We start from the raw sequence: 11,506 nt of genomic DNA, 5'->3' as shown, positions 1-11,506 counted from the left end.
CTCAGTCAACATTGAGTCAATGGAGGTTGAGAGACAGCCGGAGCTGGTACGCCGGGCCAAGATGCACGCAGCGCTCGGTGATCCGGTGCGACTTCGGATCGTCGACAGCCTCCAGATGAGTGATGCCTCCCCCACAGAGCTCGCCGGGATGCTGAATGTCCCGTCGAACTTGTTTGCTCACCACGTGCAGACTCTGGTGAGCGCAGGCGTCGTGTCCCGTCATCATTCCGAGGGCGACGGGAGGCGCACGTACCTGCACCTCGAGCAGGACGTTCTCGAGAGCCTGGGCACCGCGTCCCCCGTGGCGGTGCCCAGGCGTGTCCTGTTCGTGTGCACCGGCAACTCGGCGCGATCCCACCTCGCCGCGGCCCTGTGGCGCCAGGTCAGCCCGATCCCGGCCGCATCCGCCGGCACCCACCCCGCCGAGCACATCAATCCAGGGGCGGTCGATGTCGCCGCCCGCCACGACCTGGATCTCCCCGTCGTCGATCCCCGCCATCTCGATGACGTGCTCGACCCGGACGATCTTGTGGTCACCGTCTGTGACCGCGCCCATGAGGCGCCGAAGGTCCGCGGTGAGCTGCACTGGTCGATCCCCGACCCGGTGGGCAAGGGCCCCGAGGCCTTCGACACTGCGTACGTCGAACTCGAGCACCGGATCCGGACGCTCGCTTCCCGTTTCGACTCCTGACCCCACACCCCACGCAAGGAGAACCACTCGATGAACACCGACGGATCAGCGACGGACGCCAAGCCGGCCGTCCTCTTTCTCTGTGTCGAGAACGCCGGCCGCTCTCAGATGGCGCTCGGCTTCTTCGCCCACTACGCCGGTGACCAGGCGATCGGCTGGTCCGGCGGCTCGGCTCCGGCCGCCGCCATCAACCCGGTCGCGGTCCAGGCCATGGGTGAACTCGGGATCGACATCTCCGGGGAGTTCCCCAAGCCCTGGACCGACGAGGTCGTCCGGAGCGCGGACGTGGTCATCACCATGGGGTGTGGCGACTCCTGCCCGTTCTACCCCGGCAAGCGCTACGACGACTGGAAGGTCACCGACCCGAAGGGCGGCGGCATCGAGCACGTGCGCGGCATCCGCGACGAGATCGAGCAGCGAGTGCTCACCCTGCTCGGCGAGCTCGGCGTGACGCCGGAGCGCTCGATCACGAGAGAGTGATCGGCGTCCGGCTGATCGTGAAGATCTCCTCGCTCGGCGCGGGGGTCCCGCAGCAGCCACCGCCGTTGGCGCTCTCCGGGTCGTCGAAGACGCCGGCGCCGCCGCAGACCCCGGTGTCGGGGAGCTCGAGCTCCACCCGGGCGGCCGCGTCGTGGTCGCCGGCGAGCTCGGCCACCACGCTGCGTACCTGCTCGTAGCCGGTCATCGCCAGGAACGTCGGCGCGCGACCGTAGGACTTCATCCCGACGAGGTAGAGGTCGGGCTCGGGCTGGGCGAGGTCCTTGGCGCCGGTCGCACTGACCGAGCCGCAGGAGTGCAGGTTGGGGTCGATCTGGACCGCGATGTTGCGCGGCGCCTCCAGCGTCGGGTCGAGGTCGAGGCGCATCTCGCTGAGGAAGCTCGTGTCCGGCCGGTATCCCGTCAGCACGACCACCTGGTCGGCCTCGATGGCGCGACCGTCCTCGGCGATGACGGTGGCGCCATCCACCCGCTCCGTGCGGAACCCGGTCACCAGCTCGACCGAGCCGTCCTGGACCGCCTTCCTCGCGCGTACGCCGAGGGCGCCCCGCTCCGGGAGCTCGTCGGCCTCGCCGCCACCGAAGGTGTTCGTCGAGACCGCGCGGCGGATCGCCCAGGTGATCTTCGTTCCCGGGTGCTCCCTGGCGATCGCGGTGAGCTCGTTGACGGCGTTGAACGCGGAGTCACCCGCGCCGATCACGACGGTGTGCCGGCCTGCGTACGCCTCAGGGTGGGCGCGGTCCGGAACGGCGTAGCCGAGCGCGCCCGCGGCGTGCGCCGCACGCTCCCCGAGTGCCGGAAGCCCGTCGGCACCGGCCGGGTTGGGCCGGCGCCAGGTGCCGGAGGCGTCGATGACGGCCCGCGCCTCGATGCGTTCCTCGGTGCCGTCCGCGCCGGTCACGTGGACGACGAACGGCTGCTCGGCACGGTCGGCGTCGACCAGGCGGTCACGGCCCTTGCGGGAGACGCCGGTGACCGTGGTGCGGTAGCGGACGTGGTCGCCGAGGGTGTCGGCCAGCGGGGCGAGGTAGCGCTCGCGCCACTGCGCACCGGTCGGGTAGCCCTGAGTGGGCGCGGTCCAGCCGGTCGGCTCCAGGAGCCGGGCGGCGGCCTTGTCGACGAGCTCGGGCCAGGCCGAGAAGAGACGTACGTGGCCCCACTCGGCGACGGCTGCCGCAGGCTCGCTCCCTTGCTCGAGCACGAGCGGGGTGAGGCCACGCTCGAGGAGATGGGCAGCGGCCGCGAGGCCCTGGGGGCCGGCGCCGATGACGGCAACGGGAAGGTCGGTCATGATGCTCCTCAGATTCAAGAACGTCGATATGACGGCGACCTTAGGCTACGTATCGACGTTCGTCAATATCATTCGGTAGACTCTTCCTCATGACCGTTCTTCCCGTGCTTCCGTCCGCCGCCGTTGCCTGCTGCTCGCCGGTGACCGCAGGCGTCCTCGATGACGACCAGGCCGAGGCGCTGGCGCGGATGTTCAAGGCGCTCGGTGACCCCAACCGGGTCAAGCTGCTCTCGATCATCGCCGCCGCCGAGGACAAGGAGGCCTGCGTCTGCGACCTCACCGAGCCGGTCGGGCTCTCCCAGCCGACGGTCTCCCATCACATGAAGCTGCTGGTCGAGGCCGGGCTCGTCACCCGCGAGCAGCGCGGCCGGTGGGCCTACTTCTCCATCGTCCCCGGCGTCCTCGACTCGCTCGCGGACGCGCTGGCATCCAGCTCCTAGCGTGCTGGGCGGGGCTCACCGGGTCGCCGCGGCGATGACCTCCAGCAGCCGGCGGTGGAGCTCCATGAGCTCGTCGACGCTCATGTCGAGGCGCTCGACGATGGCGGGTGGGATCTTCTCGGCGTCGTCGCGGAGTGCGCGACCGCGCTCGGTCAGGACGACGGCGAGCGAGCGCTCGTCGAGCTTGTTGCGCTCGCGACGGATGTAGTTCTGGGCCTCGAGGCGCTTCAGCAGCGGCGAGAGGGTGCCGGGGTCGAGCTGCACCTTGCGGCTCAGCTCGGAGACACGGAGAGGCTCCTCCTCCCAGAGGGCCAGCATGACCAGATACTGCGGGTGGGTCAGCCCCATGGGCTCGAGCAGGGGCCGGTAGAGGCCGATGACGCTGCGTGCGGCGACGGCCAGGCCGAAGCAGACTTGTTGATCGAGTGCGAGCGGGTTCTCGATCTCCGAGAGGGAATCCTTCTTCGTCGGCATGTGAGTTAGCGTACCAATAGTTGGTGCGCAAACAGTTGGCCTGGTAAGTATGAGACCGTGAACGATCAACCGCGACGACCACGCCACCTGATGGACCCGGACAACCCGATCCGGCCCGTCAACGACAAGTCGCTCACCCACGTGAAGCAGTGGGTCGCGTCCGTCCTCGTCGTGTTCACCGTCGCCCACCTGGCGGTCGGGCTGGTCATCGGGGCCGTGGCGATCGACCCGGTCTACCAGAGCTCGCGGATCGGGCTGTGCATCATCGCGGCAGCCTTCGGGGTGCTGGGCCTGGCCGGCGGGTTCCTCATCCACCGGCGCAGCCCGTTCACGCCGTGGCTGATTCTCGGTGTCCTGCCGGCGGCGGTCGGGCTCTGGTACATCCTGCGCTGAGGGCGGCGCCCCCCAGGGGGTAGGGGCGCCGCCTGATCAGCGGAAGACCTGTCGGTCAGAACAGGTCGGGCACGGTCCAGCCGTCCAGGTCGTACTCGGCCAGGAACTCCTCGGCGAGCCCCTTCATCGCGTCCGCCCCGCCGCGGTTCTGGGCGGCGAAGAGGAGCTCGGCCTTCACGTTCTCGTGGTTGCCGGAGTAGTTGCGCTCGTAGAGCTCGTGACGGCCGCCGAACTCGGAGCCGATCGAGTCCCACAGGGCCTTCATGACCTTGACCCGGTCGACGGCGGTGATGCCGTTGGAGCCGCGGACGTACTTGTCCAGGTACGGCCGCACCTCGGGGCTCTTGAAGTCGGCGGCGCCGGAGGGCAGGTAGATCAGCCCGGAGGCGACGTCCTGCTCGATGATCTCCTTGACCCGCGGATAGCCGTGGATCATGAACATCCGGTACGTCAGGCCGTACTCCAGCTTCGGGATGACCGCGTCGCCGACCCACGGCTCGGGGTCGCGGGCCATCGACTCGGTGAGCGACCAGAACAGGTTGCGCCAGCCGATCACCTCACCCACCCGGGTCTGTACGCCGCGGAAGCCGCCCGAGCCGGTGGCGTCGAGCGCCTTCATCAGCAGGCCGGCGATGAAGTCGAGCTTGACGGCCAGGCGCGTGCAGCCCTGGAAGGTGAACCGCGGCAGGAACCCCGACTGCGGGAAGAACGAGTTGATCCGCTCCACGTCGCCGTACATGAAGACGTTCTCCCAGGGCACGAGCACCTTGTCGAAGATGAAGATGGTGTCGTTCTCGTCCATCCGGCTCGACAGCGGGTAGTCGAACGGCTCGCCGTTCTGCGCAGCCTGCTCGGTGTAGGAGGAGCGGCAGATCAGCTTGATGCCGGGGGAGTCCATCGGGACGGTGCAGATCAGCGCGAACTGCTTCTTGCGGATCGGCAGGCCGTAGTGGGCGATGAAGTTGTAGTTGGTGATCGCGCTTCCGGTCGCCACGACCTTCGCACCGGAGACGATCAGGCCGGCGTCGGTCTCCTTCTCGACCTTCATGTAGACGTCGCCGACCTCGTCCGGCGGCAGCTGGCGGTCGACCGGCGGGTTGATGATCGCGTGGTTCCAGTAGAGAACCTTCTCCTGGGACTCCCGGTACCAGCGCTCGGCGTTGTCCTGGAACGGGGCGTAGAGCTCCTTGTTGGCGTGCAGGGTGCCGAGGAAGCTGGCCTTGTAGTCGGGTGAGCGGCCCATCCAGCCGTACGTCATCCGGGCCCAGCGTGCGATCGCGTCGCGTTCCTTGAGCAGGTCGGCCGAGGATGTCGGGGTCTTGAAGAACGGCATCGTGATGCCGCCGTTGCCGGTGTCGGTCGGCACGGTGAGCTCGTCGACGTGCGGACCGGTGTGGAGCGCGTCGTAGAGGCGCGCGGTCATCCGCACCGGGTTGCGGAAGGCCGGGTGCGTGGTGACGTCTTCGATCCGCTCGCCGTGCAGGTAGATCTCGCGACCGTCGCGCAGGCTCTCGATGTACTCATCGCCGGTCATCGGCCGGGAGGCGAAGTTGGTCTGCTTGTTGGCCGGGGAACCGGCGGCGGGATTGGTGGTCGGGGGGCCTGAGTGCTGCTCCGGGGCGAGGGTGTCGGTCATGGTCTTTCTCCTTGGATCGGGTCTCGGTCGGATCAGTAGTGGGTGGATCGCGGGATCGCGGGGACTTCGATGGCGGTGAACGACGTGGTCGCGTCGAACCAGCCGGTGCTCGGGTCGTCCTGGCAGCCGAGCCAGACGACCTCGGAGGACGGGTTGCCGATGTGGTGGAAGGCGCTGTCGTGGAAGAGCAGCGGCTTGCGGTCGGTGGTGATCACCTCGACGACCTCCCCGAGGAACAGCAGGTGGTCCCCGCCGTCGTCGGTACGCCACGGGCGGCACACCAGCGTCGCGGCCGTCCCGCCCAGCCGCGGCGCCGTCGCACCCTCGCGCCAGGGGAGCGGGTCGCTGCCGGGGCGGCCGGCGAAGTGCATGGCGACGTCGCTCTGGTCGGCGGCGAGGACGTTGACCGCGAAGGCCGCGCCCTCGAGATAGGCGGCCGCCTTGGACGTACGTGTCAGGGCGACCTGCACCAGCGGCGGATCGAGCGAGATCGGGGTGAACGCCGTGACCGTGGCGCCGTGGTGGGCGCCGTCGGGGGTGCGGCAGGTGATCACGGTGACGCCGGTCGCGAAGCGGCCGAAGGTCGACCGCAGCGTGCGTGGGTCCATGGAGCTCCTCCTTCGTCGGGGCCGCAGGATGTGTGCCGGCGGTCACGTCGGAGGACGACGCTAGATCCGGATCACGAGGGCGGCGATCCGCTCTGCGAACGGGCTGTCCGGATTGCGCACCGGGTTTCCGGACGCCCTCGGCGAGGGGTGAATGCGCTGTTAATGTGAAGGACGTCACTAGGGGGTGACAGATGAGCACCGGCACTCTCACCGCATCGTCCGGCGACATGGAGAGCTTCTCCGACGAGGTCGCCCGGGCGTACTTCCCGCATGCCCTGACCATGCGCGGCCGACCCGCGCGCCCGGCGGAGCTGCGTGCGGTCGACCTCGGTCCGGTCCGGCTGACCCGGATCGGCTGGGGCGCGGAGGTGTCGGTGGAGTCGGACCACCCGGGTGCCTGGGCGGTCAACGTCCCGCGCAGCGGTGTGCTCGAGGCCAACGTCGGTGGCGCCCATGTGCTCTCGCTCGACGGCCAGGCGACCGTGTGCCCGCCCGACCGGCAGACCAAGATGACGCGCTGGTCGGCCGACTGCTCCATCGTCGGGATGCGGGTCGACCGCGACTACCTGGTCGAGGAGGTCGCGGCCCTGGTCGGCCTGCACACCGACCGGCTGCCCGCCCAGCTCGACCTGCGTGCCCATGGCGCCCGCGCCTGGATCGGGCTGCTCGGCTCGCTCGGCACGGAGGCCATGCGCAACCCGGCGCTGGTGGGCGACGAGCGGGTCAGGACGCGGCTGGCCGGGACGCTGACCGCCGCCTTCGTCGCCGCCTGCTTCCCCGAGGAGCCGGCCGTGGGCTCCGTCCGGCCCCGCATCGTCTCCCGCGTCGTCGAGGCCATGGAGGCCGACCCGGCGCGCGAATGGGCCGTCTCCGATCTCGCCCGCGAGGCCGACGTCGGCATCCGCCGCCTCCAGCAGGGCTTCCAGCGCTACCTCGGCCGCACGCCGACCCAGAAGCTGCAGGAGATCCGCCTCGAACGGGTCCACGCCGACCTGCTCGCCAGCCGCGGCGACACCGTCGCCGAGGTCGCCTACCGCTGGGGCTTCACCCACCTCGGCCGCTTCGCCGCCGCCTACCGCCAGACCTACGGCGTCACCCCGTCGCAGACCCTGCGCTGCCGCTGACCCCCTCGCCGAATCGGCTAGCTGTTGCTGAGGCCGGCCAGGATGGCGAGCGCGCGGGTGAGCAGCGGGCTCTCGTCACCGGCACGGGTGGCGGCGACGAGCTCGACGCCGGGGGTGCCGGTGAGGGGCACGTACACGACGCCCGGGACGGCGAGGGCCGCGGTGGGTTCGGGGACGATGGCGACGCCGAGGCCGGCTGCGACGAAGGTGACCAGGGTGGAGGTCTCGGCGACCTCATGGGCGATGTGGCTGCGGATCCCGGCGGAGTCGAAGAGCTCCTGGATCATCGCGTTCATCGCCGAGCGGCCGCCGCCGGCGTGGATGACGAGGCCCTCGCCGTCGAGGTCGGCGATGCGTACGCGGCGACGGCCGGCGAACCGGTGGTCCTTCGGCATCGCGACCAGCAGGTTCTCCTGCCGCAGGTGGGTGATCGAGAGGCCCGGGGAGTCGGGAAGGGGGCGGAGCAGGCCGAGGTCGAGGGTGCCGTCGGTGAGCGCCGCGGCCTGATCCGGCGAGAGCATCTCGCCCCGGAACCCGAACTCCACCTCCGGCAGCTCGGCGCGCAGGGTGCGCGCTAGGGCGGGAAGCAGCGAGTACGTCGCCGACCCGACGCACCCGATCAGCAGCCGCCCGCGCCGCCCCGAGGCGATGCTCGCGGCCTCGTGGGCGGCGGCGTCCACGGCGCCGAGGATCTCCCGCGCCCGTTCCAGGTACGCAGCACCAGCCGGTGTCAGGTCGACCCGCCGCGTCGTCCTGGTGAGCAGGGTCAGCCCCAGCTCGGCCTCGAGCTGGCGGATCTGCTGTGACAGCGGCGGCTGCGCCATGTGGAGCCGCTCGGCCGCCCGGCCGAAATGCCGCTCCTCGGCGACCGCGACGAAGTAGCGAAGATGGCGCAGCTCCATGCACTCATATTCGCAGAGTCTCAGTCGTCCGGCACTGATTCAGCCTGCCGAGGCGTCGCGTACGTCGGCCGAGGCGTCGCGTACGTCGGCCGAGATGGCACCGCATTGCCAACTCGGCCGACGCAACTGACGCCTCGGCCGACGCAACTGACGTCTCGGCTGTCGTGGGGCTCAGGCTGGCAGGGAGTCGCCCTGGACGGCCTGGATGTCCAGCTCCACCTTGAGGGTCGTGCCGATGGCGGCGATGCCGGCGGCGACGGCCTGGTTGTAGTTCATCGCGAAGTCCTCGCGGCGCAGTTGAGCGGTGGCGCGGAAGGCGGCCCGGGTGCCGCCCCAGGCGTCCGGGCCGGTGCCGAGGTAGGCGACGTCGAGGTCGACGGAGCGGGTCTGCCCGTGCATCGAGAGCTCACCGTGGACGGTCCAGCGGTCCGATCCGGCGGGGGTGAGGCCGGTGGAGCGGTAGACGATCTGGGGAAACGCCTCGACATCGAGGAAGTCCCCGCTGCGAAGGTGGTCGTCGCGCATCCGGTTGCCGGTGTCGATCGAGGCGGCACGGATGACGGCCTCGACGCGGGATTTCTCCAGATGGTCCGGCGCGATCTCGACGACCCCGGCGAAGTCGGTGAACCGGCCGCGCACGCTGGAGATGCCCAGGTGCTGCGCGACCGCGCCGACGGTGGAGTGGGCGGGGTCGATCGTCCACGGCCCAGGGGCCGGGAGCGACGTGTCCCCCTGACGAGTCAGGGTGACCGCGCCGAGCGCAGCCGTCCCCGAGGCCGTGACGATCGCGGTCGCCGCGGTGGGGGACCAGCCGATCGCGGTGACGATCGCGACGTACGGCCCGGGGGCGAGGACGGTGTCGTCGGTGACGACACCGTCCTCGTCGGCCTCGGCGCGCAGCACCTGACCGCCGGCCGTGTCGGTGAGGGTGACGACCGCGTGCGCCACGGCCCAGCCGTCGCGGGTGCGGATCTTTGCGGTCAGTGCCATCGCGGATCAGTCCTCGGGGTGGGAGAGGACGATCTCGTGGCCGTCCACACCGTGGCCGGTGAGGCTCACGGCGCCGGCCGCCGGCGGGTAGCTGGTGGCCAGGACCGTGTAGTCCCCGCTGTCGAGATCGGCGAAGGCGTACGCCCCGTCCGGGCCGGTCGTCGCGGTCCCGGCCACGTTGCCGGCCGCGTCGACCAGCGTCACCCGGGCGTCGGCGAGGGGCCCGAAGGCCGCCTTGACGACACCGGTCAGGCGAGCGCCGGTGACCATCTCCACCTCGATCCGGGTCAGGCCGGTGGCGCCGATCTCGATCGGCACCGCGCGCGGGCGGTAGCCCTCGGCGTTGACCGCGACCGTCGCCGGCCCCGGGACCAGCTCGTCGATGAAGAAGGTGCCGTCGGCGACGGTCGTTCCGGTGGAGAGCAGGTCGCCGCGTACGTCGGTCACGATCACCATCGCGTCCTTGACCGGCGCGCCGTCCTCGCCGCCGCGCACGATGCCCTTGAGGCCTGTGGTGCCGCTGAGCAGGAGGTCGTACGCCACCGGCTCACCGCCAACCACCACCGTGGAGGCCTGCGGCTGGAAGCCGTCGGCCGAGGCGATCAGGACGTACGTCCCCGACCCCGGCGCGTCCACCGCGTAGGAGCCGTCGGCGTGGGCGACCGAGCGGCCGAGCTGGCGCCCGGAGAGCGAGATCAGCGTGACCGCGGCGTGCGGGATGGGGATGCTTCCGGCGCCGCGGACGAAGCCGTGCAGAGCGATCCCGTTGTTGACCGGCGCGAGGGCGGCAGCGTGCTGCTCGGGCACCCCGGCGACGGCCTCGGCGACCGCTGCAGGTCGGTCGACCTCGGCAGCCTCCGCGGCGGCCTGGGCGAGCCCGCCCTTGGTCTTCAGCGGGACCTCCTTGATGAACACCACGAACAGCAGCGCGATAACGGCTACGCCCGCGGCGACCATGAAGATGTCGGCGATGCCGTGCCCGTACGCACTCTCCAGCACCGACCGCAGCGGCTCGGGGACCTTGTCCATGTCCGGGATCTCGCCCGACGTGCCCTGCGCCAGCGCGGCGTAGCGCGGACCGAGGTCGGCAAGGCCGTCCTGGACGTAGTCGGTGACCCGGTGGGCCATCAGCGCGCCGAGCGCGGAGACGCCCATCGCGCCGCCGAGGCTGCGGAAGAACGTCACCATGGAGCTGGCCGCGCCGAGGTCGGCGGGTGCGACTTGGTTCTGCGTGGAGAGGACCAGGTTCTGCATCGTCATGCCGACGCCGAGGCCGAGGATCGCCATGAAGATGGCGACGTGCCAGTACTCGGTGTCGTAGCGGATCGTGCTGAGCAGGCCCAGCCCGCCGACGATGAGGGCGGCGCCGACGACGAGCCAGGCCTTCCACTTCCCGGTGCGGGTGATGACCTGGCCGGAGACGGTCGAGGAGAGGAACAGCCCTGCGATCATCGGGATCGTCATCACCCCGGCCATCGTCGGCGACTCGCCGCGAGCCAGCTGGAAGTACTGGCTGAAGAAGATCGTGCCGGCGAACATCGCCACCCCGACGAAGAGCGAGGCGAGCGAGGAGAGCGTGATCGTCCGGTTGGCGAAGAGCCGCAGCGGGATGATCGGCTCGGCGGCCTTCGACTCGACGAGGACGAAGATCAGCAGGAGCAGCACGGAGCCGCCGACCATGGCTGCGGTCTCCCAGGAGGCCCAGTCGTACTTGTCGCCGGCGAAGGTGACCCAGACGAGCAGCAGGCAGACGCCGGCGGCCATGAAGAACGCGCCGGCCCAGTCGACCTTGACGCCCTCGCGCTTGATGACGGGCAGGTGCAGGGTCTTCTGCAGCACGATGAAGGCGATCACCGCGAACGGGATGCCGACGTAGAAGCACCAGCGCCAGCCGAGCGAGTCGGCGTCGGTGATGACCCCGCCGATCAGCGGGCCGCCGACGGTGGCGACCGCGAAGACGGCGCCGAGGTAGCCCGAGTAGCGGCCGCGCTCACGTGGGGAGATCATCGCGGCCATGATGACCTGCGCCAGTGCGGTCAGACCGCCCATGCCGATGCCCTGGACCGCCCGGGCAGCGATGAGCTGACCCGGGTTCTGGGCGAAGCCGGCGACGGCCGAGGCCGCCACGAAGAGGACCAGCGCGATCTGCATGAGCAGCTTCTTGCTGAACAGGTCGGACATCTTGCCCCACAGCGGGGTGGTGGCCGTCATGGTCAGCAGGGAGGCGGTGACCACCCAGGTGTAGGCCGACTGCCCGCCGCCGATGTCGGCGATGATCTCGGGCAGCGCGTTGGAGACGATCGTGGAGGAGATCATCGCCACGAACATGCCGAGCAGCAGGCCCGAGAGCGCCTCCATGATCTCGCGGTGGGACATCTCGCCATGGGAGGTGGGTGAGCCCTCGGACGGGCGTCCCGGTGGACCGGCGTGAGTCCGCGCGGCTGTCGTCGTTGCCATGG

12 protein-coding genes are annotated in these 11,506 nt (G+C 70.3%); 5 read left to right on the top strand and 7 right to left on the bottom strand.

The window, feature by feature from the left end; genetic code table 11:
- Window positions 1–19 precede the first annotated feature (19 nt).
- Window positions 20–691, top strand: coding sequence for an ArsR family transcriptional regulator (locus ABZU72_RS12875; protein WP_355019240.1), 672 nt, complete (start codon window positions 20–22; stop codon window positions 689–691).
- Between the two features lie 30 nt (window positions 692–721).
- Entirely contained in the window at window positions 722–1,171 is a 450-nt protein-coding gene (locus ABZU72_RS12870; protein ID WP_355019239.1) for an arsenate reductase ArsC, read from the top strand.
- Here ABZU72_RS12870 and ABZU72_RS12865 read toward each other — a convergent pair.
- Window positions 1,158–2,480, bottom strand: coding sequence for an NAD(P)-binding domain-containing protein (locus ABZU72_RS12865; protein ID WP_355019238.1), 1,323 nt, complete (start codon window positions 2,478–2,480; stop codon window positions 1,158–1,160). The two genes, ABZU72_RS12870 and ABZU72_RS12865, sit on opposite strands and share 14 nt — an antisense overlap.
- A gap of 89 nt (window positions 2,481–2,569) precedes the next feature.
- On the opposite strand from ABZU72_RS12865, the gene ABZU72_RS12860 reads away from it, so the two are divergent.
- Window positions 2,570–2,920 (top strand): metalloregulator ArsR/SmtB family transcription factor, encoded by a 351-nt coding sequence (locus ABZU72_RS12860; protein WP_355019237.1) that lies wholly within the window; start codon window positions 2,570–2,572, stop codon window positions 2,918–2,920.
- A gap of 15 nt (window positions 2,921–2,935) precedes the next feature.
- Here ABZU72_RS12860 and ABZU72_RS12855 read toward each other — a convergent pair whose 3' ends face one another.
- Window positions 2,936–3,394, bottom strand: coding sequence for a MarR family transcriptional regulator (locus ABZU72_RS12855; protein WP_355019236.1), 459 nt, complete (start codon window positions 3,392–3,394; stop codon window positions 2,936–2,938).
- A gap of 57 nt (window positions 3,395–3,451) precedes the next feature.
- Here ABZU72_RS12855 and ABZU72_RS12850 point away from each other — a divergent pair, with 57 nt between their 5' ends.
- Window positions 3,452–3,787 (top strand): hypothetical protein, encoded by a 336-nt coding sequence (locus ABZU72_RS12850; RefSeq protein WP_355019235.1) that lies wholly within the window; start codon window positions 3,452–3,454, stop codon window positions 3,785–3,787.
- A gap of 55 nt (window positions 3,788–3,842) precedes the next feature.
- Here ABZU72_RS12850 and ABZU72_RS12845 read toward each other — a convergent pair whose 3' ends face one another.
- Together ABZU72_RS12845 and ABZU72_RS12840 are read right to left on the bottom strand one after the other, a co-directional pair.
- On the bottom strand, window positions 3,843–5,423 hold the full coding sequence (locus ABZU72_RS12845) for a 4-hydroxyphenylacetate 3-hydroxylase N-terminal domain-containing protein (protein ID WP_355019234.1): 1,581 nt from the start codon (window positions 5,421–5,423) through the stop codon (window positions 3,843–3,845).
- A 32-nt stretch (window positions 5,424–5,455) separates the two neighbouring features.
- On the bottom strand, window positions 5,456–6,031 hold the full coding sequence (locus tag ABZU72_RS12840) for a flavin reductase family protein (RefSeq protein ID WP_355019233.1): 576 nt from the start codon (window positions 6,029–6,031) through the stop codon (window positions 5,456–5,458).
- A gap of 191 nt (window positions 6,032–6,222) precedes the next feature.
- On the opposite strand from ABZU72_RS12840, the gene ABZU72_RS12835 reads away from it, so the two are divergent.
- Entirely contained in the window at window positions 6,223–7,155 is a 933-nt protein-coding gene (locus ABZU72_RS12835; RefSeq protein WP_355019232.1) for an AraC family transcriptional regulator, read from the top strand.
- Window positions 7,156–7,172: 17 nt separating this feature from the next.
- On the opposite strand, the gene ABZU72_RS12830 is transcribed toward ABZU72_RS12835, so the two are convergent.
- The 3 genes from ABZU72_RS12830 to ABZU72_RS12820 form a co-directional block, all read right to left on the bottom strand.
- Entirely contained in the window at window positions 7,173–8,057 is an 885-nt protein-coding gene (locus tag ABZU72_RS12830; protein ID WP_355019231.1) for a LysR family transcriptional regulator, read from the bottom strand.
- Between the two features lie 171 nt (window positions 8,058–8,228).
- The gene (locus ABZU72_RS12825; protein ID WP_355019230.1) at window positions 8,229–9,047 is read right to left on the bottom strand and encodes a YceI family protein; all 819 of its coding nucleotides are present in this window, start codon (window positions 9,045–9,047) and stop codon (window positions 8,229–8,231) included.
- Between the two features lie 6 nt (window positions 9,048–9,053).
- On the bottom strand, window positions 9,054–11,504 hold the full coding sequence (locus ABZU72_RS12820) for an MFS transporter (RefSeq protein WP_355019229.1): 2,451 nt from the start codon (window positions 11,502–11,504) through the stop codon (window positions 9,054–9,056).
- Window positions 11,505–11,506: the final 2 nt, after the last annotated feature.

It is taken from the genome of Nocardioides sp. NPDC004968 (assembly GCF_040608935.1).
GTDB lineage: Bacteria > Actinomycetota > Actinomycetes > Propionibacteriales > Nocardioidaceae > Nocardioides.
The sequence above is the reverse complement of the archived record's forward strand: the minus strand, read 5'-3'. Positions and strand labels throughout refer to the sequence as shown.

Excerpts from the sequence above, each read along its gene's own strand:
- ABZU72_RS12865 (WP_355019238.1), bottom strand. The coding sequence starts at position 2,480 with ATGACCGACCTTCCCGTTGCCGTCATCGGCGCCGGCCCCCAGGGCCTC.
- ABZU72_RS12855 (WP_355019236.1), bottom strand. The coding sequence starts at position 3,394 with ATGCCGACGAAGAAGGATTCCCTCTCGGAGATCGAGAACCCGCTCGCA.
- ABZU72_RS12830 (WP_355019231.1), bottom strand. The coding sequence starts at position 8,057 with ATGGAGCTGCGCCATCTTCGCTACTTCGTCGCGGTCGCCGAGGAGCGG.
- ABZU72_RS12870 (WP_355019239.1), top strand. The coding sequence starts at position 722 with ATGAACACCGACGGATCAGCGACGGACGCCAAGCCGGCCGTCCTCTTT.
- ABZU72_RS12875 (WP_355019240.1), top strand. The coding sequence starts at position 20 with ATGGAGGTTGAGAGACAGCCGGAGCTGGTACGCCGGGCCAAGATGCAC.
- ABZU72_RS12860 (WP_355019237.1), top strand. The coding sequence starts at position 2,570 with ATGACCGTTCTTCCCGTGCTTCCGTCCGCCGCCGTTGCCTGCTGCTCG.
- ABZU72_RS12835 (WP_355019232.1), top strand. The coding sequence starts at position 6,223 with ATGAGCACCGGCACTCTCACCGCATCGTCCGGCGACATGGAGAGCTTC.
- ABZU72_RS12825 (WP_355019230.1), bottom strand. The coding sequence starts at position 9,047 with ATGGCACTGACCGCAAAGATCCGCACCCGCGACGGCTGGGCCGTGGCG.
- ABZU72_RS12820 (WP_355019229.1), bottom strand. The coding sequence starts at position 11,504 with ATGGCAACGACGACAGCCGCGCGGACTCACGCCGGTCCACCGGGACGC.
- ABZU72_RS12845 (WP_355019234.1), bottom strand. The coding sequence starts at position 5,423 with ATGACCGACACCCTCGCCCCGGAGCAGCACTCAGGCCCCCCGACCACC.
- ABZU72_RS12840 (WP_355019233.1), bottom strand. The coding sequence starts at position 6,031 with ATGGACCCACGCACGCTGCGGTCGACCTTCGGCCGCTTCGCGACCGGC.